We start from the raw sequence: 22,593 nt of genomic DNA, 5'->3' as shown, positions 1-22,593 counted from the left end.
GGCCTCCTTGCCTCATGGTGAGCAGCTGCTCCCTCGACCGTCGTCGTCGACGGACCGCGGTGGTAGGGTCGACGCTACGAAGGCGGCAACGAGGCCGTCACCCCCGGAAGTAGGTAGTGCGTGACAGCGCTGGCGGCCCCCGAGAACGACGCGCAGCTGGTCTCCCGCGCGATCGACGAGCTGGCACGCAGCACACGCTTTCCCGTGGTCTTTGGCGGCCTCGAGAGCCAGGGCTCGGTGCACGTCACCGCGATCGCCGGCGCACGCTCCCACGCCATCGACGACCTCGTCGTGCGCGTCGGCCGCGGCCTGGGCGGTGCCGCCATGATCGAGAAGCGCCCCCGGTTGGCGCTCGACTACCGGACCGCCCGCACCATCACGCACGACTACGACCGCGCGATCCTCGGCGAGGGCATCGCGACGCTGTTCGCCGTGCCCATCGTCACCGACGGTCGCGCCCGCGGGGTGCTGTACTGCGGCTCGTGGTCTCAGGCGCCGGTCGGCGACCTCGTGGCCCGGCCCGCCTTCCGCGCCGCCGACGCGATCGGCACCGAGCTCCGCATCCGCGACGAGGTGCAGCGCAGGCTCTCGCTGACCCCGCCGCCCGAAACGGTGGCAGGGCTCTCGCCCTCGGCGCGTGAGGACCTGCGCGAGAGCTTCGCGGAGTTGCGCAGCATCGCCGCGACGGTCGACGACGCCGAGCTGCGTGCGCGGCTCGCGGCGGTCGAGCGCCGCCTGACCACGGTCGCCGGCGAGGGCGCGAGCGCGACACCGGATGCCGACGTGCAGCTGTCGCCCCGCGAGCTGGACGTGCTGGCCTGCTGCGCCCTCGGATCGACGAACGCCGAGATCGGGGCAGCGCTGAGCCTGAAGGAGGGGACGGTCAAGTCGTACCTGCAGGCCGCCATGGCGAAGCTGGACGCGTCGACCCGCCACGCCGCCGTAGCACGCGCTCGGCGCATCGGGCTCCTCCCCTGACCCGACGCTAGGGTGATCCGCATGGCTCGCAAGATCATGCATCAGCTCGTCGACGACCTCGACGGCACCGTCCTCGAGATCGGCGACGGCGAGACGGTGATGTTCTCCCTCGACGGCGTCGCGTACGAGATCGACCTCACGGACGAGAACGCCGACCGCCTGCGCGACGCGCTCGCCCCCTTCATCGACGCGGGCCGCCGCATCAGCGCGGGCTCGGCCATCGGCCGCACCGCCGCCCGCACGCAGCGCCGCTCAAGCCAGCGCGACTACGCGCCCATCCGGGCGTGGGCGGCCGAGAACGGCTACGAGGTCTCCGAGCGCGGCCGCGTGCCCGCATCCGTGCTCGACGCGTACGACGCCGCGCACTGACGCGCACCTTCTGGGCGGGCCGGGGCCGGGCGGGCCAGGTCAGGCGGCGAGCCGGAGGCGGCGGCGCTGACCGGCGACGACGGCGGCGTACTCGGAAATCATGCGATCGCGGCCCAGGCGGCTGCGGGCGGCGAGCGCGGCGGCGCTGAACGCTCCACGCTGGGCGATGGCCCGGCACCATGCTGCGGCGATCGCGTCGGGATGCCGGTCGGCGACGATGCCGATGCCCGCGACGAGCCGCGCGGCGTCGCCGACATCCGTCGTCACCGGGATCGCTCCGCTCGCCGCGCCCTCGAGCAGGCATAGCGGGGCCGCCTCGCCGTAAGCGCTGGTCAGCGCGACCACGTCGGCGGCGCGGTACACGGCGGGCATGTCGTCGCGGATGCCGAGGGCGTGGATGCGGTCTGCCCCGACCGCGGCGACGAGAGCGGCGAAGCCCGGGTTCTGCGCCGTCATACCCGCCCCACACAGGATGTAGTGCGCGTCCGGCACGAGCGCCCGATGGGCCGCGACCGACCGCAGAAACAGCTCCGGGTCCTTCATCGCGTCGAAGCGGGCCGCGTAGGCGACGACGACCTCGTCGTCGGGAATGCCCAGCTCGCGCCGCACGGGATCGCCCCCGCGCGTGATGGCGGGGCGGAACCGCGACAGATCGATCCCGTTGTCGACGACGTGACGCTCGATGTCGCCGAGGACCGGTGCGTAGGCGGCATCCGTCGACCGCGCGCACGAGACGGATGCCGTGACGATGCCGCGCCGCACGCTCTCGCCGAGCCACACGAGCGCCTCCCCGGAGTGCCCGGGGTCGGACCGGTGCAGGCACGCGACGACGGGCCGGTCGGGCAGCATCATCGCGTCGTCGAGGGCGAGCAGGAGCCCGAGCGGCTGCTCCTTGAGCGTGAGCACCACGTCGGCGCCGGCGATCGCGCGCGCGGCCGTGCGCAGCTGCCGCGACGAGAAGGCGTGCGGCGCGTGGGGCACCGCCGCCGCCGTCTTGCCGAGCGAGGTGATCGCCACTCCGGCCGCACGAAGCGCCCGATACCGCGGGTCGGCGGCCATGTGCTGGATGGTCGATTCGCGCCTCGCTCGCGACGCGATCGCCAGCACCCCGTGGCTCTGCCCGCCGCGCTCATGGAGACCGGCGACGACGTCGCTGTGCAGGATGCGGGCTCCGCCGGCGAAGAAGCCCTCGGTGAGGGTGAGGACGCGAAGCGGAGCGCTCATGCAAGACCTTCGGGATCGACGCGGCAGGTGCGATCCATCGTGCGGCAACGCCCGTCCGCGGTGCGTGAACCGCGGACGAGCGTTGCGTGAACGTACAGCGACGCCCGGGGGCTCCGGTCTTAGAGGATCGGCTTGCCCCCCGTGACGGCGAGGCGGGCGCCCGATATGTACGACGCCTCATCCGAGGCGAGGAGCACATACGCGGGCGCGAGCTCGGCCGGCTGCCCGGCTCGTCCGAGCGGCGTCTGAGCGGCGTCTGCTCGCTGAAGCTCTCGACCGCGTCCGCCGGCAGGGTCGCGGGTATCAGCGGAGTCCAGATCAGGCCCGGCGTGCAGGTTGGGCGAGGGAGACGGTCAGTCCACCCCGCGCGACCGGGCGATCGCGACCGCAGATGCGATGCCCCCGCGGTCCCAGGCCTCGCCGTGGCCGGGGAGCACGAGGCTCGCCTCCGTCTCAGCGAGCAGACTCAGTGACCGCAACGCGTCGTCGCTGCGCGCGGTCGCGGCACGCGCGACGACTCGCGGACCCGTGCGGCCGGTGTAGGGGTCGAGGGTGACGAGCGCGTCGCCGGTCAGCAGGATGCCGCGGGCCTCGAGCAGGAACGCGCAGTGCCCGCCGGTGTGCCCGGGAGTCGCGATCGCGACGATGCCTCCCGCGAGCGGGATCATGTCACCGTCGAAGATGGTCGGATCGGCGCGGACCCCCGTCACCCCGAGCGCGCCAGCTACGACCACGCGGCCGAGGATCGGGACGGCACCGGGATACCGGAAGGGATACGGGAGGCGCGCGTTCTCGTGGGCGTAGCGGTACGGATGCCGCACGAGCTCGGCGTCGCCCGGGTGGACCCGGGGCACGAGGCGATGCTCCTCGACGAGCCGTTCGCACATGCCGACGTGATCGAAGTGCCCGTGTGTCAGCAGGAGAGCGTCGATGTCGGACGCCCGCGCGCCGAGCGAGGCGAGGGTGCGCTCGAGCAGCGGCCAGGTACGCGGCAGCCCGGCGTCGATGAGCACGAGCCCGTTGTCCGCGGCGACGAGGTACGCGTTGACCCCGGCGCGAGCGAGCTGGAACACGCCGTCGGCGACCTCGGACACCCGCGGTCGGTGATCGGTCATGAGTCTCCCCCTCGGTGTGCGCCGATCCTGCTGTCGGTTCGCGACGAGCGCGCGGGGGTTGACACGGGGCGGGGTCTGCGGGCCGCGCGGGCGCGATGGTCGCACCGCGTTGCGGGCGAGTCAAGGCCCGCGGCATCCGTCGGAACCCGGTCCTACGTTCGCCGCCCCGGCGCATTTCACGCTCGGCCGATCCCCCAGGAGGCGCGATGTTCTTCCATCGTCAAGAACTGCAGTTCACTGCGACACCCGACAAGCCGGATGCGATCTTCGCGCGGCGAATGCAGGAGGTGCTCGGCGGCCAGTACGGCGAGATCACCGTCGCGATGCAGTACGGGTTCCAAGCGTGGAACGCCCACATCCCCGGCAAGTACCGCGACCTGCTCTACGGCATCGGTGCCGAGGAGTTCGGCCACGTCGAGATGCTGGCGATCATGATCGCGCAATTGCTGGAGAAGGCCCCCGCCGAGCAGTCGGAGGCGGCGGCGAAGTCGGATCCCGTCCTGGGTGCCATCATCGGCGGTATGGACGTCCAGGCCGCGATCGTCGCGGGCGCCGGCGTTCGTCCCGTCGACTCGAACGGCAACCCGTGGCAGGGCTCGTACGTCACCGCGAGCGGCAACCTGCTCGCCGATTTCACCGCCAACGCCAACGCCGAGATGCAGGGGCGCCTGCAGGTCGCCCGGATCTACCACATGACCGAGGACAAGGGCGTCCGCGACATGCTCTCGTTCCTCCTCGCCCGCGACACCATGCACCAGAACCAATGGATCCGCGCCGCCCAGGAGCTGCGCGAAGAGGGAGTGGAGGACATCCCCGTGCCGTCGAACTTCCCGCTCTCGAACGAAGCGCGCGACCACTCGTACAAGTACATCAACTTCTCCGACGGCGCAGCCGCCGCGGAGGGCTCGTGGGCATCGGGCCCCACCCCCGACGGCAAGGGCGAGTTCACCTACCTCGACGGCCCCGACACCTCGGTGCCGATGCCGCCGCCGACGCAGCCCGACCCCCGGTTCTACGGCACGGACGCCAAGCCGAACATCATCGACAAGGCGGAGGGCTTCATCCGCGACAAGCTCTGACCCCGCCGCGTGCGCGACGTCGCTGCGCGCCGATGCCGTGCGTCGATGCAAGGGATCTCGACCGCCACCCCGACCGGATGCCGATCCGACCGGGGTGACGGGTGTGTTCTCTTGCATCGGCGACCGGGTCTGCGACGCAGCAGAGGTTCGCGCATCCGCGGGCGGGCACGATAGCGGCCGGGGCGGGCATCGTCCACCCCGTGGGCGCGCATCGCCCCGGGGCGCAGGGTGGCGGCACCACCCCGGCAGAAAGGCGATCGATGAAAGCCATGACGTACCGCGGACCGTACAAGGTGCGCGTGGAGGAGAAGCCCGATCCGCGTATCGAGCATCCGCACGACGCCATCGTCCGAGTGAAGCTCGCCGCGATCTGCGGCTCAGACCTGCACCTGTACCACGGGATGATGCCCGATACCCGCATCGGCCATACGTTCGGCCACGAGTTCATCGGCGTGGTCGAACAGCTCGGGGGCGCGGTGACGAACCTCGCCGTGGGCGACCGGGCGATGGTGCCCTTCAACATCTTCTGCGGCAGGTGCTACTTCTGCGCCCGCGGTCTCGTCTCGAACTGCCACAACGTGAACCCCAACGCCACGGCGGTGGGCGGCATCTACGGCTACTCCCACACCACGGGCGGCTACGACGGCGGGCAGGCCGAGCTCGTCCGGGTGCCCTTCGCCGATGTCGGCCCGTCGGTCATCCCCGACTGGATGTCGGACGAGGACGCGCTGCTGCTCACGGATGCCTACTCCACCGGATACTTCGGTGCACAGCTGGGCGGGATCAGGGAGGGCGACACCGTGATGGTGCTCGGTGCCGGGCCTGTCGGTCTGGCCGCGGCGCAGTCGGCATGGCTCATGGGCGCCGGACGGGTCGTCTCGTTCGACCACCTCGACTACCGGCTGACCAAGGCCGGCGATTTCGCGCATGCCGAGACCGTCAACATCTCGGAGCATCGTGACGTCGTGCTCGAGATGAAGCGGATGACGGACTACCTCGGCGCCGACGTCGTGATCGACGCGGTCGGCGCCGAGGCCGACGGGAACCTCACGCAGCACGTGACGTCGGCCAAGCTCAAGCTGCAGGGCGGCTCGCCCGTCGCGCTCAACTGGGCGATCGACGGCGTCCGCAAGGGCGGGCGCGTCTCGGTCATCGGCGCCTATGGACCGCTATTCAGCGCCGTCAAGTTCGGCGATGCCATGAACAAGGGCCTGACTCTGCGGATGAACCAGGCGCCCGTGAAGCGGCAGTGGCCGCGCCTGTTCGAGCACATCCGGAACGGTCACATCGCGCCGCGCGATCTCATCACCCACCGCATCCCGCTCGACCACATCGCGGAGGGGTACCACATGTTCTCGTCCAAGCTCGATGACTGCGTCAAGACCGTCGTCGTCCCCGCGGAAGGCTGATCCATGAGCACCGACTCGACCGACGTCCCGACGCCCTACACACCGAGCGTGCCGCGTCCAGCCCCCGACCGGGCCGCCCTGCGTGCGCGCATCCCCGGGTGGGGAGTGGACCTCGACCCCGCCGACCGCCCGTCGGGCACCGTCGAGGTGATCGACGACGAGGCGGCCGGACGCGGGATGCCGACACGGCAGGCCCTCGACCCCCGTCGCGAACGCTCGATCGAGCATGCGTTCCTCACGCCGGTGTACGGCACGGCGCAGCCCCTGCACGGGCTGTCCGGGGGTATCCGCCGACTCGCGTACGACCGGTTCAGCGAGGGCCGCGCGGCACACTGGCTGCTTCTCATCCTCGGGGACCGGGTCGAGGCGATCGGAGCGCACGTGCGCTCGCTCGCGTCGTTGCGCCCCGACAACCCGATCACCGAGACCGGTGTGCTCGCCGAGACGCGGCGGCATCCGATCCGTTCCCGCATCGGCCGCGGTCGCGTCGACCTGCGTCACACCTGGATGGACCCCCTCATCGTGGCGGGTCCATGGATCCTCGCCGGGTGGGCCGTCATCGGCATCGCGAGGCGCGCGCTGCGGCGGCACTGAGACGGCCGATCGCTGCTCAGGAGCCGTCGCGCAGGTCCCGCAGCCTCCTCTCGGTGAGCGCGACGTCGGCGAACCGGACGGCGCAACCGTCACCCGTCGGGCTCTGCACCTCGAAGCCGATACGCACCTCGTCGTCCTCGCCGAGAGGCAGGGCGAATGCACGCACCATGGACCAGGTGTCGCCGTCGATGGACGCGTGGAAGGCGAACACCGGTCCGACACGCGACACCCGCAGCCATACTTCGGCACCGGGGACATCGAAGGCGTTCGCATCGTCCGAGACGCCGCGTGTCACGACGGAAACGACCATCGGGCCGCCCGAAGGAGCGGCTTCGAAGCAGAGCTTCGCCCACCGCCTCTCATCGACCCACACGAGGAGAACGCCCGCATCGAAGGTCGCTCCAAAGTCGACGCCGACCCGTGACTCGAAGGTGAAGTCGCCGGTCGGAGCAGACGCTGTCAGCCTCACCGCGTTCATCATGGACTCCGCCGCCGTGCTCGATGCACCACTCGGATCGACGAAGAGATCACTATGGGGCTTAGCCGTGGCGGCGACACCGGTATCGTGCACGTGCCATGCCCAAGCCTCGGACGGGACCAGCGCGACAGGGAATCCGGGAACGACGACAGCGGTGGTGCTCATGACCCCAGTATCCCGAAGATCGAAGCCCCACCGCTGACGACGGACGACGGACGACGGCCGTCAGCCGTCGGTGCGGGCGTCCTCCGCCGCCTCTTCGGCCTCGGCGCCCTCCTCGGGCGACTCCGATCCGGCCGCTGCGGCGGAGTCGCCGCCGTGGGTCGCGTCGTCGTGGCCGTGGTGGCCGTGGTGCTGCTCGCTCATGCGGTGCCTCCGATCGTGGGTGGCGTCCCGAGCACTCGGAACATCACCCACTGTGCCCCGTCATGGCCGGGGAGCGAACGGGGCTTGCCGCGCCGCGCGATCGGTGCTCGGCGCGACGCAGCGTCGACCGTCGCCGCCGAACGCGGGTCAGTCGTGATCGGCGCGATGGCGCGGCTTGCGCGCGGGGCGGTCATCACGGTCGTCGCGCGAACCGCGGTCGTCGCGATCGCGGCCGCCGAAGCGGTCGGAGCCGCCGCGGTCGTCACGGTCGCGCGGGCGACGGCCGGGACCGCCGGTGTCGACGCGGATCTCGATCGCCTTGCCCGAGATGCGGGTGTCGGACAGCCGGTCGAGCGTCGACTGCGGCATGTCGGACGGCAGCTCGACGAGCGAGAAGTCGGGACGGATCTGGATGGCGCCGAAGTCGCCACGGCTCAGCCCACCCTCATTGGCGAGCGCTCCGACGATCTGACGCGGCTCCACGCGGTGGCGCTTGCCGACCGCGATGCGGTACGTCGTCATGTTCGGGTTGCTCCCCCGCGGGCGACGCTCGGGGCGCCCGTCGCGGTCGTCGCGGTCGAACGTGCGCGGGGCACGATCGTCGCGCGGCGCGCGGGCCCGCGGCTCGGGGTCGGGCTCGAGCAGCAGCGGCGTCTCGCCCTGCGCCACGACGGCGAGGGCCGCCGCGACGTCGACCTCGGGCACGTCGTGGTGCCGGACGTAGTGGGCGATGATGTCGCGGAAGCGCTCCACGCGCTCGGTCTCCTCGAGCGCCGCGGTGATGCGGTCGTCGAAGCGCGAGAGGCGCGTCACGTTGACCTCGTCGACGCTCGGCAGCTGCATCTGCGTCAGCGGCTGGCGCGTCGCGCGCTCGATCGCGTTGACGAGACCGCGCTCGCGAGGCGTGACGAAGCTGATCGCGTCGCCGGTGCGGCCGGCGCGACCGGTGCGACCGATGCGGTGCACGTACGACTCGGTATCGGTCGAGATGTCGAAGTTCACGACGTGCGAGATGCGCTCGACGTCGAGACCGCGCGCGGCGACATCCGTGGCGACCAGGATGTCGAGCTTGCCCGACTTGAGCTGGTTGACGGTGCGCTCGCGCTGCACCTGGGCCACGTCGCCGTTGATCGCGGCGGCGGAGTAGCCGCGGGCGCGCAGCTTCTCGGCGACCTCCTCGGTCGCACTCTTCGTGCGGGCGAAGACGATCATCGCCTCGAAGTTCTCGACCTCGAGGATGCGGGTGAGCGCGTCGATCTTCTGCTGGAACGACACGATCAGGTAGCGCTGGGTGATGGTCGACGAGGTCGTCGTCTTCGACGCGACGGTGATCTCTTCGGGATCGTTCAGGTACTGCTTCGACATGCGACGGATCGCGGCCGGCATCGTCGCCGAGAAGAGGGCGACCTGCTTCGTGTCGGGGGTGTCGGCGAGGATCGTCTCGACGTCCTCGGCGAAGCCCATCTTCAGCATCTCGTCGGCCTCGTCGAGCACGAGGTACTTGAGCTCGGAGAGATCCAGCGTGCCCTTGTCGAGGTGGTCCATGATGCGGCCGGGCGTGCCGACGATCACGTGGACGCCGCGGCGAAGCGCCGACAACTGCACGCCGTACCCCTGTCCGCCGTAGACCGGGAGGACATGAACGCCCTTCGTGCGGGCCGCATACTTCTCGAACGCCTCGCAGACCTGCAGCGCGAGCTCGCGGGTGGGGGCGAGCACGAGGGCCTGCGGGGTCTTCTGCGCGAGGTCGAGACGGTCGAGGATCGGCAGCGCGAACGCGGCCGTCTTGCCGGTTCCGGTCTGCGCGAGGCCGACGACGTCGCGTCCCTCGAGCAGCGTCGGGATGGTCGCGGCCTGGATCGCCGAGGGGGTCTCGTAACCCACGTCGGAGAGCGCCTTCAGGACCTGCTCCCCCAGTCCGAGGTCGCGGAAAGTGATGACGGGCGGCTCGTCGACGGACTCGGGTGCGGACTGTTCAGCAGAAGTGGACACGCTTCAGGGTAGTCCGCCGTCGCCGAGAACGCATGATCGGCCCGGCATGCGCGGGCGCGGTGGCATAGCCTCGAAGCACGACGACGGGCTCGAGGGGGTACGGATGCCGGAGTGGCTGATCTTCGCCATCGCCGCGGTCGTGTTCGCCGTCATCGCGACGTGGCTCGCCAAGCGCGCTCTCGAGGCGCGCGTCGGGTGGGTGCGGGGGCCGCTCGTCTCGCTCGTCGTCTTCGTCGTGTTCGGGCCGCTGGGGGTCTGGGTGCTGCGCGAGGCCGGTGTGCTCGAGGACGGTCGCCTGCTCACCGACCAGCCGATCGCCTTCGGATTCGTGCTCCTCGTGCTCGCGTGGCTGTTCGCGATCGTGCTCATCGCCCTCATCACGCTCGAGCTGATGTGGCCGGCGCGGCCGCCCGTCGGTCCCATCACCGCCGTCCGCGAGGCGCTGCACCGCCGACGCCGCGCCATGCGGTACGCCCGCATCGTCGCGATCGCGTCGCGCCACGGCCTCGACGGGGTGCGCAGCGAATCGGCCCGGGCCGAGCTGCCGCGGGCTCTCGCGGCGACGCTCGATGACGCCGGGGTCACCTTCGTCAAGCTCGGTCAGATCCTCTCCACGCGCGGCGATCTGCTGCCCGCCGAGATCACGACCGCCCTCGCGTCGCTGCAGATGGACACCACTCCCATCCCCTGGAACGACGCGAAGTCGGCGATCGAGACGCAGCTCGGCCGTCCGATCGAGCTGGTCTTCGCGAGCATCGACGAGACGCCGCTGGCCGCCGCGTCGGTCGGACAGGTCCACGCGGCGCGTCTGCGCGACGGCACGTCGGTGGTCGTGAAGATCCAGCGCCCGAAGGCGCGTGCGCAGGTCGCCACCGACCTCGACATCATCGAGCATGCCGCCGCCGACCTCGAGCGGCGGACGACGTGGGCGAAGGATGTCGGCGCCTCGGCGCTCGCGGCGCAGTTCGCCGTCGCGCTGCGCGAGGAGCTCGACTACCGCGTCGAGGTCGCGAACATGGAGATGCTGCGCGACTCGATGACGTCCGCCGACGCACGAGCGGTGCGCATCCCGGACGTGTATCCGGAGCTGTGCAGCGAGCAGCTGATCGTGATGGAGCACGTGCGCGGCGTGCCGTTCAGCCGACTGCCGGAACCGGGCAGCGACTCCCCCGGCGCCGTCGCCCGCGACGACGCGACGCGCATCGCCGACGCCGTGCTCGACGTGATCGTCGGGCAGATCGCGCTGCGCGGGGTGTTCCACGCCGACCTGCATCCGGGCAACCTCATCCTGCAGCCCGACGGCATCGTCGCCCTCATCGACTTCGGCTCGGTCGGCGTCGTCGAGCGCAGCCTGCGACGGCTGCTGCTCCCTCTGCTCGTCGCCCTGCACAACGAGGACGATTCGGGAGCGACCGATGCCGTGCTGATGCTGGTCAAACCGCGGGCCGACGCCGACCTCGACATCGGCGCGCTGCAGCACGACATCGGCGTCATCCTCACCCGCATGCACAACTCGCGCGCCGATCAGCACCTGTTCGCCGCGCTCATCGAGGTGCTGCGCCGTCACCGGCTCGCGCTCCCTCCGGGGCTGCTCCTCGCCTTCCGCACGCTCGGCGCCGTCGAGGGGACCCTCCGGCGCCTCGACCCTGACTACGACATGATCAAACGCGCGCTCTCCCGCGCCCCGCACTACGCGCTGCACCTGGGCGACCCGCGCGCGGCGGCCATGACCGCTCAGGTGCAGGCGCAGCTCGGTCTCGAGCGGCTGCGCGAGCTCCCGCGTCGTGTCGACGGCATCCTCGGAGACCTCGAGTCGGGTCAGCTGACGGTGCGACTGCGCGCGCTCGAGGCGCCCGACGACCGATCGTGGGTCGAATCGCTCACCGGGCGGCTGACCACCACCGTCGTGGGCGCGACGCTGGTCATCGTGGGTGTGATGCTCGGCGTCGCCGACCACGGCCCGCTGCTGACCGACACGGTGTCGGTGTTCCCGTTCCTCGGTAGTGTGGTCGGGCTCGGCGGACTGCTGCTGCTCCTGCGCTCGCTGCGCACCGCGCTGGTCAGGCGCGACGGAAGGTGACCCCATGAAGATCCGCGACCTCGTCCATTTCATCGCGGCCGCCGAGACCCTGCACTTCCCGCGCGCGGCCGAACGCCTCGGAGTGTCGCTGCCGGTGCTCTACTCCTCGCTCGACCGGCTCGAGGAGGAGGCGGGGCACCCGCTGTTCACGAAGGACGGCGGCAAGCCCGCTCTGACTCCGGCGGGCGCGCTGCTGCTCGACGACGCGCGGGCCGAGGTCGCCGCAGCCCCCGCACCGGCCGTCGCGCCCAAGCAGAAGTCGACGTCGGGCGGCAAGGCGAAGGCGTCGAAGGGCTCGGGTCGTGCACCGATCGTGAAGGGCCAGCCGAAACCGTACAAGAAGCGTCAGGGGCGCTGACCCCCGCCGTCATCCTCGGATGGACGTGCTCTCTGCCGGCTCGGTGGCGCCTCGCGGGCTCCACCGGAAGGGATCGATCAGACGGGACAGCACGGGCACGCGTGCGAGCAGCGTGAGCACGCCGTAGCCGATGGCGCCGCCCGCGACGTTCGAGAGGAAGTCGTTGATGTCGGCGATGTGGCCACCGGCGAAGAACGCCTGCGCCGCGAGCTGCGCCGACTCGACCCCGAGACTCGTGAGCGCGGCCGCCCCGACGACCTTCAGCCAGGTCGGCCGCGCGAGCAGCAGCGGGATCAGGATGCCGAGGGGCACGAAGACGAGCATGTTCGTGAGAGCGTCCTCGACCTCGTAGTCGACGAACGGGAGGAGCGACAGACCGGGCGTCCACGGCCCGCCGGAGTCGGGCTTGTCGAGGAAGATCGGGAAGACGGTGTTGCCGACGATCCCCGCGGCATAGACAGCGAGTGCCGCGGCGACGGCCATGCGCGGGAGCGTCAGCCGGCGACGCGCCGACAGCGTCACCAGCAGGATGACGAAGACGACCAGGCCGAGGGGCACGACTACCGGCAGGACCGGCACTTCGCCGAACGGATCACTCATCCGACCGACGCTACCGCCCCGGCCCGTCGAGCCGCCGCACGCGGGGGTCGACGAGGAACTTCATCGCGTCCGGAGCGGAGTTGCGCGCGAAGAAGTCGGCGAGGTCGTCGAGCCCGCCACGGGCGGTGACGAGGTCGTCGACCCGCACGGCGCCCGAGGAGACGAGGTGGATGGCGAGGGGCCAGGTGTCGACGTAGCGGAACAGCCCCTCGATGACCAGCTCGCGGCTCTGCACCAGGAAGAGGTCGAGCTCGACCGAGGCCGCCCCCATGCCGACGAGCACCGCGCGACCGGCGCCTCGCAGCGAGCGCAGCCCTGCCGCGATCGCGGCACGCGCACCCGACGCGTCGACGAACGCGTCCATCCGGCCGTCGAGTGCGGCCACGTCGTCCGGGTCGACGGCACGGGTGGCCCCGTGCGCGAGCGCGACCTCACGGCGTGCGGCGATGGGGTCAGCCACGACGACTTCCGCGGCCCCGAACGCGCGAGCGGCGGCACCGGTCAGCACCCCGATCGGCCCGGCGCCGGCCACCAGCACGCGCGACCCGGGCACGACGCCGGCCTTGCGGACGGCCGCGATGCCGACCGACAGGGGCTCGACGAGCGCTCCCTCGTCGTCGCTCATGGTGTCGGGCAGCGGGTGCGCGGCATCCGCGGGCACCGCGAGGTATCTCGCGAACGCGCCGTCTTCGGGCGGGGCCGAGGGGAACCGCATCCGTTCGCAGAGGTTCGAGCGCCCCGCACGGCACGCGGGGCACCACCGGCACGGACGCTGCGGGTCGATCGCGACGCGCTGTCCGACGCGATGCTCGTCGGCCGGCGACGCGACGGCGGCGATGACCCCCGCGGCCTCATGACCCAGGATGAGCGGCCGCTCGACCACGAGGTCGCCGACGCGTCCGTGCTCGAAGAAGTGCACGTCGGAACCGCACAGTCCGACGGCGGTGAGCTCGACGAGCACGTCGCCGGGCTCCATCGCCGGAACCGGCACGTCGCGCACCTCGAGGCGTCGCGGCTCGACGAGCACGCTCGCCATCATCCGGTCGGCTCCGGCGCTCATGCGAGCACCTCGCGGTCGGCGTCGGCGGTCGCCGCGGCAGGAGTTCCCGATCTCTCCGTGGGCTCGCCCGAGCCATCCGCCGCGTCATACCGCGCGAGCGCGGCCTCGAGCTCGTCCGCCCGTCTCCGCGCGTCGTCGGCGGGGTCGAGCGAGAACAGCAGCGTCTCGGGCAGCGAGGTGGCGAAGTAATCGATGCGCGCGGGCGTCGTGCGCAGTTCGGTCGACCGCGCGGCCACGCGCGAGCGCAACGAGGCGGCTGTGCCGTGGTCGCCGCGGGCGCGGGCCGCCCGGGCGCCGTCGAGCGTGTCGGCGCCGACCTCCCCTGCGACGGACTCGTCGACCGCGCGACGCCACGCAGTATCCGCACCCGCGGCATCGCCCGCCTCGGACCGGGCGCGCCCGAGCCGCAGCCAGAGCGACGCGCGGTCGTCGAGCAGGTGCCACGCCTCGCCGAGCGACCGGGGCGCGTCGAGCGCCCGCTCGATCACGGCCCCCGCGGCATCCGGCCGCAGCTCGTCGGCCCGCGCGAGGCAGGCGCGGGCGAACGCGCGGATGGCGATCCCCTCGCCACCCTCCCACGGTTGCAGCGGCCGTGAGAGCAGCAGGTCGATCGCCTCGGCCGCGCGGCCCGTCGCGGTCAGCAGGTCGGCGAGCGTCACGAGCAGGTCGTCGCGCACCGTGATGAGCTCGCGGTGCGGTTCGAGCCGCGCGAGGCGTGCGGCGGCCGGGATGCCGCGGCGCTGCGCGAGCTGGTCGAGCTCGAACCACAGCCGGGGATCGGCACTGGACCGCACGGCGCGGTCGTAGAGCGCGGCAGCCGAATCGAGGTCTCCCGCGACCTCGACCGTCGCGAGGGCGGCGTTGCGCAGCAGCACCGCGTCGTCGGTGGTCTCGGTCAGGGCCTCGCGCCAGAGGTCGAGGGCGTCGGCGCGACGACCGCGGTCGTAGAGCCACATCCCGAGCAGCGACCGGGCCCGCGCGTCGGCCGGGTCGGCGGCGACGGCCCGGCGCAGGGCGTCGTGCGCGTCGAGGCCGGCCGGGAACGCCCAGTCCGCCGGTGCCTGCTGTGCGCGCCGGCGTGCCGCGGATGCCTGCTCGTCGTCGCCCGCGTCGGCGAGCACAGCCGCCCTGCGGTACTCCGCGACAGGCGCGGCGGCGCCCGTGCCGGCGGCGGGGGCGGTCGTAGCCGCGGCGAGGACGGCGAGCGCGGCGTCGCGCTCGCCCGCGCGTTCCAGGTCGCCGGCGAGGTCGAGCAGCATCAGGCCGTCGGCGGGCAGGCGCCGATCGGCGAGGTAGCCCGTCAGCACGTCGAGCGGGTCGTCTTCTCGGAGCGCAGCGAGCTCGGCGTCGGCGTCCGCCGTCCGTCCGAGGCGGCGAAGCAGGATGATGCGCAGCTGCCGGGGCAGCGGATCGTCCGCCCCGAACCGCCGCGCATCGTCGGCCCGGCCGAGCGCGTCGAGGTCTCGTCCCGCGCGGGCATCCGCCAGGCCCATCTGCACGCTCGCGGGGTGGGCCCACCGCACGTCCCATGCGGCCTTGGCGAAGGCGTCGTATGCGGCCTCGGCGTCGCCGCGACGCAGCTCGACGAGCCCGAGCCGGTAGTGGGCCTCGCCGTCGGCCGGGTTCGGGTTGCGGAACGTGAGTCGCTCGATCGCAGTATGCAGATAGGCCCGCGCACGGTCGTACTCGCCGCGTGCCGTGGCGGCGGCTCCGAGGGCCGTGTTCGACCGCGCGTCGCCCGCGTCGCGTTTCACCGCCTCGAGCCAGTACGGCTCGGGCTGACGGGTCGGGTGGCGGTACTGCGCGAGGTGCACGCCCGTCAGGTACAGCTCGTCGGCCGACGCGATGTCGGCCGGCAGCGGCGGCTCGGTGGCCACGGCCGGCTCGGGCGCCGCATCGTCGTCGGCCCGCGGGCGCCATCGCACCAGCTCCCGGTCGCCGCTGGTGACGGTGACCTCGACGTCGACGGCGCGCAGGTCGCCGCCGCGCAGGTCGTCGCCGCTCGCGACGTCGTCGCCCGTGAGGGACTCGACGAACGGACGACCGGGCTCGATGTCGACGACGCGCTCGACCACGCGGTCGCCGACCGCGACACGGATGCGCGCATCGCGGACCACCGCGGTCGACACGACCCCGACCTCGACGCGCCCGTCACCGACCTGGACCGACACCGCGGCATCCTTGGTCGCCTGGTGCGCCGCGCCGATGCCGGTGATGGGGTACCAGAACTGCGAGAACGTCTTGACCTCGCCGGGCGCCAGGTACGAGAAGTCGGGCTGGTTGTCGGTGTAGACCCCGGCCATGAGCTCGACGTAGGCGCCGTCGCCGTCGGTGAGCTGGTCGTCCCACGCGTGTCCGAAGGGCGCGTTGCCCCACGTCCATTGCTTCTTGCCCGGCGCGATGCGGCGATCGGCCCAGTGGACGAAGCCCGCGCCGGCGGCATGGTCGTATCCGCCGAAGAAGTCGTCGCGGGTCTCGACCACCATGTACGAGGTCGGCACGGGGATGTTGCCGTAGTAGTCGATGCGGTCGGCATCCGGATGCTCGGCGTCGACGCGGGCGGGATAGTCCACCCCGTAGTACGGACGGTCGGCCCGCGGGAATGCGGTGACGGCCCGCCGAGCGTGATCGGCGACGTACCGCACGTCGGTCGGGAAGAACGACTGATAGTCCTCGTGGGCGCGCGCCGCGACGTTCGCCCACCACAGGAACGTCTGGGGCACGTCGGTGCGGTTGTGCAGCCGTGCGCGCAGCTCGATGAGCGAGCTGTCGGGACGCAGGCGGACGCCGTGGGTGCCGCGCATGCGCGCGAAGGGGTCATGGTCCGACATCCACACCGTCACCGCTCCGTCGGGCTCGCGCTCGATCCAGCTCTCCATCGGCAGGAAGGTCGCCGGTCGATGGTGCTGCGGCCAGTTGAACTCGACGCCGCCCGACACCCACGGGCCGGCGAGTCCGACGAGAGCGGGCTTGATGACGTTGTTGCGGTAGAAGAAGTCGTAACCCGCGGTCTTGTCGTAGCCGATGTGGATGCGGCCGCCGAGCTCGGGCAGCATCACGAGCCGGATCCAGCGGTTCTCGATGTGCACGGCGCGCCACGCGCGGTCGCGGGGCTCGGATGCGATGCGCTCGGTGAACGGCAAGGGGTAAACGCGTCCGCTCGAGCCCTGGTAGACGCGCCGATCGAAGAACATGGGCAGCTTCTCGGGCGGCGCCGGTTCGTACGTGGCGATCGTGAGGTCCTGCTCCCAGACGGCCACGCCGCCGTCGTCGAGCGCCGCCTGCTCCCCCGGCGGAGGCTCGGGCAGGCGCAGCGGAGTCGTCGAGGTCGAGTGCATGCCTCCAGCGTCGGCGATCGCGCGTGCTCGCGACATGGCGGAAGCGGGGCTCACCCTGGACGATCCGACGACCACTGGAACGCGCGATGTGCCATCATGGCATCCGTGGCCATCTCAGACGGATTCGCCGGCGAACGGCTCTGCGTCGTGCCCGGACCGGCGATCACCGCCGCCCTCCAACGTCCCGTGACGCGTCGGCTCGTCGTCACCGACGCCGGCTGGTTCCCGCACGCGACGGACCACGGCCGAGTGCGGGAGCGCGGCATCCGCACCACCATCGTGATCGTCTGCACCGCGGGCGCCGGCTGGCTCGAGATCGACGGCGTGCGCCACCGCGTGAGCGCCGGCAGTGCGGTCGTCGTGCCCGCACGCACACCCCACTCCTACGGCGCTGACAGGGACGACCCCTGGACGATCTGGTGGTGTCACGTGGTCGGGTCGGACGTCGATGACCTGACCGCGGCGATCGGCACCACGGCGGCGCGGCCCCTGGTGCGGCTGCACAGCATCGAGCGCGCCGTGGCCCTGCTCGACGAGATCGTTCGCGGGCTGGAGCGCGACCAGTCCCCCGTGCGTCTCGTCGCCGTCACCGGTGCCGCGTTCAAGCTCATGACCCAGCTGGCGTCCGATCAGGCACTGCCGGAGCGGGGCGACCCGCTCGAGCGCGCGATGACGTTCCTGGCCGAACGGCTCGACAGCGCGGTGCCGGTGGGCGAGCTCGCGGCGCTCGTCGGGGTCTCGGCCTCGCACCTCACGTCGCTGTTCCGGCGGGCGACCGGCGGCGGGGTGCTGGCGTATCACACGGCGCTGCGGATGACGGCGGCGCGGACGCTGCTCGAGCGCACCGATCGGACCGTCGGCGAGATCGCGGGCGAGGTCGGCTACGCCGACCCGTTCTACTTCTCGCGGCACTTCCGGCGCGTGCACGGCATGAGCCCGAGCCGCTTCCGCGAGGAGCGACGCGGCTGAGCCCGTCGGGCGGCGATCACGCCGTGCGGGGCGGCCCCGAGGTCGTCGGCGCCGCGAGGATCTCGGCGTTCAGGCGCCGCTGCCAGGCGACGTCCGCCCACTGCGGATGATGCGGTGCCGCGTTCGAGCTCAGCACCATACCCCACACCCCGTGCTCGAGCGCCGTCCGCACCCCGTGCTCGGCGAGCTCCGTGCCGACGGGCCCGTCCTCGAAGTCGGCGCGCAGCGGCGTGTATCCGACCCAGCCCTCGCCGACGACGGCCGGGATGCCGCGGCGACGCGACCACGCGGCGAGCGCCGTGACTCGCGAGCCGATCTCGCGCAACATCTCTTCGCGGTAGAGCCCGTAATGGTTGTAGAGCCAGCGATCCCACAGGTCCGGGTCGACCCAGTCGTATCCGTAGATCTGCTGGTCGGTGATGACGGTCGCCTCGAACTTCCAGTCCGCCGCACGGCCGTACTCGGCGAACGCCGGTGCCTCGGCGACGAGCAGCGCCCGCATCCCCTCTCCTGGGAAGCCGTCGGTTCCCTCCGCACGGATGTCGATGCGTCGCTGCAGTGCGTCGAGCACGCCGTACGCGTAGACGTGCAGCTGTCCGACCTGGAACCGCTCGGACAGCGCCGCGAGGTCGAGGAAGGGGGCCTTGCCGTAGCTCGCGGTAACGAGGTGACCGGGGTGCGCCGCTCGGACCCGATCGAGGGCATCGTCCCCGCCGTCGTCGAAGGCGGGGACGATGGAGAAGTCGACCTCGTTGTGCAGTTCGGCGAACGCGATCGTGTCCGCCAGCCCGGCCGCCTCGATCTCGTCGAGCATGCGGATCGTGGCCGACGCGAGCAGGTCGTAGCGCTCGGTGAGCGGTACGGCGTCGATTGCGCGGAACCACTGCTCGTCCGCCGCGAACGCGGGCGACTGCTGGTACTCCCAGCTGGCCAGGATGACGACGATGCCGCGTTCGCGAGCGCCGCGGAGCAGGTCGAAGAAGCGTCGGCGCAGGTCGAGCCGGTAGCCGCCCGGCACGTCGTACCAGCGGGTGCCGTTGCCGAACACCTCGCCGTGCGGCGACCGTCCGAGTCCCTCGATCGCGAGGTCGCCCGCGAGCTCGTCGAGTCCGAGGCCGCCGAACAGCAGCAGCGGCGCGGCGCAGATGCGGATGGCGTTGTAGCCGCGGTCGACCGCCTCGTCGAGCGCCGCGTCGAGGTGGGCGTAGGGCTCGCCCACACCGGCCCGGGTGTACCACGAGAAGTCCCACAGCGTGATGGTCAGGCGCGGCGGCAGGTGAGCGGGCACCGCGCCCGTGAGGCCGCGGGTGTCGGGGGCGGGGTCGTGTCCGGAACCGAGGTAGCGGGTCATCGGGTCATCCCTTCGTCGCGCCGGCGGTGAGACCGGCTCGCCAGAATCGTTGCAGACCGGCCATCACCACGATGAGCAGCACGGCCGACACCGCCGCTCCCGTGACGACGAGCTCGTAGTAGAGCGGGGCGCGCTGCGTCTGGCCGTTCCACAGCATGAGCCCGAGGGTGACCGGGAACGTCCGGGCGTCGTTGAGCATGACGAGCGGCAGCAGGTAGTTGTTCCAGATCCCCACGAACTGGAAGAGGAACACCGTCACGAGCGCGGGCGCCATCATGCGCGTCGCCATGGTCGCGAAGATGCGCACGTCGCCGGCCCCGTCGAGTCGCGCCGCCTCGATGACCTCGTCGGGCACGCCCGCCGTCGCGTAGATGCGGCACAGGTACACGCCGAACGGGCTGACGATGCTCGGCAAGAGGAACGACCAGTAGGTGCCGGTGAGGCCCACGGCGTTGAACATGAAGTACGTCGGCAGCGCGATCACCGTGGCGGGAACGAGCACGCCGCCGAGGATCATCGCGAAGACGGCCTCGCGCCCGGTGAAGGCGTACTTCGCGAACGCATAGCCTGCCGCGCCGCTGAGGATCGTCGCGATCAGCGCGCCGAGGCCCGAGTAGAACAGGCTGTTGAGCAGCCACTGCGTGTAGATGCCGCGGTCGGTGGTGAAGAGGTTCTCGAGGTTGGTCAGCGGCTGCGGCGCGTCGCTGAACCACAGGCCGAACGACCCGAACAGGTCGGCGTTGCTCTTGGTGGCGGCGAAGAGCACCCACACCACGGGCAGCGCGAAGTACACGAGCGCCGCGACGAGCACGGCCAGGGTGGGCAGCGAGCCCCAGAACCCACCGACCGGCCCGCCCGCGCTCGGGCGGCGGGTCGCACGTCGGCCCGGGCTCTGCTCCGTGGTGACCGACCGGGTGGATTCGGTGACGGGTGCGATCACCATGCGCGGTTCCCCTTCCGGTTGACCAGCCGCAGGAAGACGAACGAGAACACGAAGGCGATGACCGCGACGATGACGGCCATCGCGGCGGCGAGGTTCGGGTTGCTCTGCGTGAACGCCTGGTTGTAGGCGGCGAGGTTCGGCGTGTAGTCGGTGTTGATGGCGGTCGTGAGCGGACGGAGCACGAGGGGTTCGACGAACAGCTGCAGCGTGCCGATGATCGTGAAGACGGTGGTCAGCACGAGCGAGGGGCGCAGGAGCGGCAGCTTGATCTCCCACACGATGCGCCACTCGCCCGCGCCGTCGATGCGCGCGGCCTCGTACAGGTCGGCAGGCACCGCCTGCAGCGCTGCGATGAGCACGAGCATGTTGTAGCCGGCGAAGGTCCATATGCCGATGTTCGCGATCGCGAACATGACGGTCCCGGAGTCCAGCGGCGCGGCCGAGATGCCGACGGCGGAGAGCCCCTGCAGGATCGGGCTCGTGCTGGGCACGTACAGGAAGCTCCACAGCAGCGAGGCGATGACGCCCGGGACGCCGTAGGGCATGAAGAAGGCGACCCGGAAGAACTGCGGCCAGCGGGCCTTCGTCGATTCGAGCAGCAGGGCCAGCACCGCCGAGAGCACGACCATCAGCGGCACCTGGATCAGCGCGAAGACCGCGATGCGTCCGAGGCTCGAGACGAACGCGGGGTTGGCGAGCGCGCGGACGTAGTTGTCGAGACCCACGAACAGCGTCTCGGGCGCGCCCAGGCCGAGACCGCTCGCGCGCACCGAGAACAGGCTCTGGACGATCGCCCAGACGATGGGGGCGACGTAGAAGACGGCGAACGCGATCAGGAACGGGCCGAGCAGCAACAGCAGCGGCAGGCGGCTTCGGGTGGTGTGCATGGGGATTCCCTTCGGGCACGGCCGAGCGGGGCGGACGGCATCGCTGCCGTCCGCCCCGACACGGTCAGTCGGCGACCGAGATGCCCTTCGCGGTCATCTCCGCGACCATCCGCTCCTGCACCGCGGCGTAGGCCTCGGTCAGCGGGGTGCCCGACTCGACGGCGGCGCCGACCTCGTCGAGCAGGCTCGCGTTGAGGGCGTCGACGAGCGGCGGCCATTGCCAGTCGCGCGCGACCTGGTCGCTCGACTCGGCGAAGACGTCCCAGATGTCCTGACCGCCGAAGAACTCGAAGACCTCCGGGGCCGACTGGATCGAGGGGATCGCGTCGACGTCGGCGATCGCGGGCCAGCCCGCACCGTTCTCGGTGAGCAGGCTCACGCTGTCGAGGTTGCTGTTGAGCCACAGCGCGAACTCGGCCGCCTGCTCGGGGTGGGCCGACCCCTTCAGCACGACGTTGGCAGAACCGCCCGACCAGCTCGCGGAGCGGGGGTTCGCCTCATCCCACTGCGGCATGAGCCCCACCGACCACGCGCCGGCGGTCTCGGGAGCGTTGTTGCGGATGATCGCGTCGGCCCACGAGCCGCTCATCCACGACACGATGCGTCCGGCCTGCACGTCGGCGAACCACTCGCTCGAGAGGTCGGCCTGCACCTTCACCAGGTCCTCGTCGATCAGGCGCTGCCAGTACTCGGCCATGCGGAGCGTGTCGGGGTTGTCGATCGCGACCTTCCACGCGTCGCCCTCGACCTGGAACCAGGGCTCGCCCGCCTGCTCGGCGAGGCCCTCCATCCAGGCGGCCTGATTGGGGGCGAATGCGGCGATGTACCGGTCGGGGGCGGTGGCCCGTACGGCGACGGCAGCGGCGTAGAAGTCGTCCCATGTCGCGGGGGCTTCGGTGATGCCGGCCTCGGCGAAGACGTCCGAGCGGTAGTACAGCCCCATCGGACCGGCCGCCTGCGGGATGCCGTACACGCGGTCGTTGAAGGTGGTGGCCCCGATCTGCCAGTCGGCGAACACGTCGACGTCGTCGCCGACGTAGTCGGTGATGTCTTCGAGGGCACCGTTGAGCAGGAAGGTCGGCATCTGGTCGTATCCGACCTGCGCGACATCCGCGGGGTTGCCGGCCTGGACATCCGAGAGCATCTTGGCGTAGCCGCCCTCAGCGCCGGAGACGATCGTCTGCAACTCGACCTGGATGTCCTCGTGCTGCTCGTTGAAGAGGTCGACCGCCTGGTCGATCCCAGGCACCCAGGTCTGGAAGGTGAGGGTGACGGGTCCGTCGTCGGCCGGGCCGGAACAGGCCGCGAGCGGCGCGATGACGGCGACCGTGACCGCAAGAGAGAGGAGGCGACGACCGCGGAGCCGCCGGGGAGGAGTAGACATCGATGCCCCTTTGCATGTG

General features: G+C 71.5%; 20 protein-coding genes and 1 pseudogene. 8 read left to right on the top strand and 13 right to left on the bottom strand.

Annotation, left to right across the window (positions count from 1 at the left end):
- Positions 1 to 120 precede the first annotated feature (120 nt).
- On the top strand, positions 121 to 978 hold the full coding sequence (locus tag BLT21_RS14415) for a LuxR C-terminal-related transcriptional regulator (protein WP_091503300.1): 858 nt from the start codon (positions 121 to 123) through the stop codon (positions 976 to 978).
- A 21-nt stretch (positions 979 to 999) separates the two neighbouring features.
- Positions 1,000 to 1,347, top strand: coding sequence for a histone-like nucleoid-structuring protein Lsr2 (locus BLT21_RS14410; protein WP_091503533.1), 348 nt, complete (start codon positions 1,000 to 1,002; stop codon positions 1,345 to 1,347).
- Between the two features lie 39 nt (positions 1,348 to 1,386).
- Here BLT21_RS14410 and BLT21_RS14405 read toward each other — a convergent pair whose 3' ends face one another.
- The 3 genes and pseudogenes from BLT21_RS14405 to BLT21_RS14395 form a co-directional block, all read right to left on the bottom strand.
- On the bottom strand, positions 1,387 to 2,571 hold the full coding sequence (locus tag BLT21_RS14405) for a glycosyltransferase family 4 protein (protein ID WP_091503298.1): 1,185 nt from the start codon (positions 2,569 to 2,571) through the stop codon (positions 1,387 to 1,389).
- A 119-nt stretch (positions 2,572 to 2,690) separates the two neighbouring features.
- Positions 2,691 to 2,899 (bottom strand): annotated as a pseudogene (locus BLT21_RS15910) (SDR family oxidoreductase); the annotation flags it as partial.
- Between the two features lie 25 nt (positions 2,900 to 2,924).
- Positions 2,925 to 3,686 carry an MBL fold metallo-hydrolase gene (locus BLT21_RS14395; RefSeq protein WP_091503295.1) on the bottom strand — a complete coding sequence of 254 codons (762 nt, stop codon included), beginning with the start codon at positions 3,684 to 3,686 and terminating at the stop codon, positions 2,925 to 2,927.
- A gap of 206 nt (positions 3,687 to 3,892) precedes the next feature.
- On the opposite strand from BLT21_RS14395, the gene BLT21_RS14390 reads away from it, so the two are divergent.
- From BLT21_RS14390 to BLT21_RS14380, 3 genes are all read left to right on the top strand, one after another.
- Complete coding sequence (locus tag BLT21_RS14390; protein WP_091503293.1) at positions 3,893 to 4,765, top strand: manganese catalase; 873 nt, start codon at positions 3,893 to 3,895, stop codon at positions 4,763 to 4,765.
- A 260-nt stretch (positions 4,766 to 5,025) separates the two neighbouring features.
- Positions 5,026 to 6,174, top strand: a complete 1,149-nt coding sequence (locus tag BLT21_RS14385) for a zinc-dependent alcohol dehydrogenase (protein WP_091503291.1) — start codon at positions 5,026 to 5,028, stop codon at positions 6,172 to 6,174.
- A gap of 3 nt (positions 6,175 to 6,177) precedes the next feature.
- Positions 6,178 to 6,768 (top strand): hypothetical protein, encoded by a 591-nt coding sequence (locus BLT21_RS14380; RefSeq protein WP_256336096.1) that lies wholly within the window; start codon positions 6,178 to 6,180, stop codon positions 6,766 to 6,768.
- Between the two features lie 16 nt (positions 6,769 to 6,784).
- Here the strand turns inward: BLT21_RS14380 and BLT21_RS14375 are convergent, their stop codons facing one another.
- From BLT21_RS14375 to BLT21_RS14370, 3 genes are all read right to left on the bottom strand, one after another.
- Positions 6,785 to 7,411, bottom strand: coding sequence for a DUF1349 domain-containing protein (locus BLT21_RS14375; protein ID WP_091503289.1), 627 nt, complete (start codon positions 7,409 to 7,411; stop codon positions 6,785 to 6,787).
- 60 nt (positions 7,412 to 7,471) lie between these two features.
- Positions 7,472 to 7,612, bottom strand: coding sequence for a hypothetical protein (locus BLT21_RS15905; protein ID WP_256336094.1), 141 nt, complete (start codon positions 7,610 to 7,612; stop codon positions 7,472 to 7,474).
- Positions 7,613 to 7,759: 147 nt separating this feature from the next.
- The gene (locus BLT21_RS14370; RefSeq protein WP_091503529.1) at positions 7,760 to 9,604 is read right to left on the bottom strand and encodes a DEAD/DEAH box helicase; all 1,845 of its coding nucleotides are present in this window, start codon (positions 9,602 to 9,604) and stop codon (positions 7,760 to 7,762) included.
- A 46-nt stretch (positions 9,605 to 9,650) separates the two neighbouring features.
- On the opposite strand from BLT21_RS14370, the gene BLT21_RS14365 reads away from it, so the two are divergent.
- Together BLT21_RS14365 and BLT21_RS14360 are read left to right on the top strand one after the other, a co-directional pair.
- Positions 9,651 to 11,684, top strand: coding sequence for an ABC1 kinase family protein (locus BLT21_RS14365; RefSeq protein WP_176786927.1), 2,034 nt, complete (start codon positions 9,651 to 9,653; stop codon positions 11,682 to 11,684).
- Positions 11,685 to 11,688: 4 nt separating this feature from the next.
- Positions 11,689 to 12,042: a LysR family transcriptional regulator gene (locus BLT21_RS14360; protein ID WP_091503285.1), complete on the top strand. Its 354-nt coding sequence runs from the start codon at positions 11,689 to 11,691 to the stop codon at positions 12,040 to 12,042.
- Between the two features lie 9 nt (positions 12,043 to 12,051).
- Here the strand turns inward: BLT21_RS14360 and BLT21_RS14355 are convergent, their stop codons facing one another.
- From BLT21_RS14355 to BLT21_RS14345, 3 genes are read right to left on the bottom strand one after another with little or no spacing between them, the layout of a single operon-like run.
- A complete protein-coding gene (locus tag BLT21_RS14355; RefSeq protein WP_091503283.1) occupies positions 12,052 to 12,642 on the bottom strand; it encodes a VanZ family protein in 591 nt (196 codons plus the stop codon).
- A gap of 10 nt (positions 12,643 to 12,652) precedes the next feature.
- Positions 12,653 to 13,702: an alcohol dehydrogenase catalytic domain-containing protein gene (locus tag BLT21_RS14350; protein WP_091503280.1), complete on the bottom strand. Its 1,050-nt coding sequence runs from the start codon at positions 13,700 to 13,702 to the stop codon at positions 12,653 to 12,655.
- Positions 13,699 to 17,040: a DUF5107 domain-containing protein gene (locus BLT21_RS14345; protein WP_091503526.1), complete on the bottom strand. Its 3,342-nt coding sequence runs from the start codon at positions 17,038 to 17,040 to the stop codon at positions 13,699 to 13,701. The genes BLT21_RS14350 and BLT21_RS14345 overlap by 4 nt, the downstream gene beginning before the upstream one ends.
- Positions 17,041 to 17,136: 96 nt before the next feature.
- Here BLT21_RS14345 and BLT21_RS14340 point away from each other — a divergent pair, with 96 nt between their 5' ends.
- Positions 17,137 to 18,009, top strand: a complete 873-nt coding sequence (locus tag BLT21_RS14340) for a helix-turn-helix transcriptional regulator (protein ID WP_371113449.1) — start codon at positions 17,137 to 17,139, stop codon at positions 18,007 to 18,009.
- Positions 18,010 to 18,025: 16 nt separating this feature from the next.
- Here the strand turns inward: BLT21_RS14340 and BLT21_RS14335 are convergent, their stop codons facing one another.
- The 4 genes from BLT21_RS14335 to BLT21_RS14320 all read right to left on the bottom strand — a co-directional run bounded on the left by BLT21_RS14335 (position 18,026) and on the right by BLT21_RS14320 (position 22,574).
- Positions 18,026 to 19,360: a cellulase-like family protein gene (locus BLT21_RS14335; protein WP_091503278.1), complete on the bottom strand. Its 1,335-nt coding sequence runs from the start codon at positions 19,358 to 19,360 to the stop codon at positions 18,026 to 18,028.
- A gap of 4 nt (positions 19,361 to 19,364) precedes the next feature.
- Positions 19,365 to 20,303: a carbohydrate ABC transporter permease gene (locus BLT21_RS14330; protein ID WP_091503276.1), complete on the bottom strand. Its 939-nt coding sequence runs from the start codon at positions 20,301 to 20,303 to the stop codon at positions 19,365 to 19,367.
- The gene (locus BLT21_RS14325; protein WP_091503274.1) at positions 20,297 to 21,190 is read right to left on the bottom strand and encodes a carbohydrate ABC transporter permease; all 894 of its coding nucleotides are present in this window, start codon (positions 21,188 to 21,190) and stop codon (positions 20,297 to 20,299) included. Before BLT21_RS14325 ends, BLT21_RS14330 begins: the two co-directional genes overlap by 7 nt.
- A gap of 64 nt (positions 21,191 to 21,254) precedes the next feature.
- Positions 21,255 to 22,574 carry an ABC transporter substrate-binding protein gene (locus tag BLT21_RS14320; RefSeq protein ID WP_091503272.1) on the bottom strand — a complete coding sequence of 440 codons (1,320 nt, stop codon included), beginning with the start codon at positions 22,572 to 22,574 and terminating at the stop codon, positions 21,255 to 21,257.
- Positions 22,575 to 22,593: the final 19 nt, after the last annotated feature.

Origin of the sequence: Microbacterium sp. cf332 (genome assembly GCF_900102175.1) — a bacterium.
GTDB lineage: Bacteria > Actinomycetota > Actinomycetes > Actinomycetales > Microbacteriaceae > Microbacterium.
This window is presented reverse-complemented; position numbering and strand designations above follow the sequence as displayed.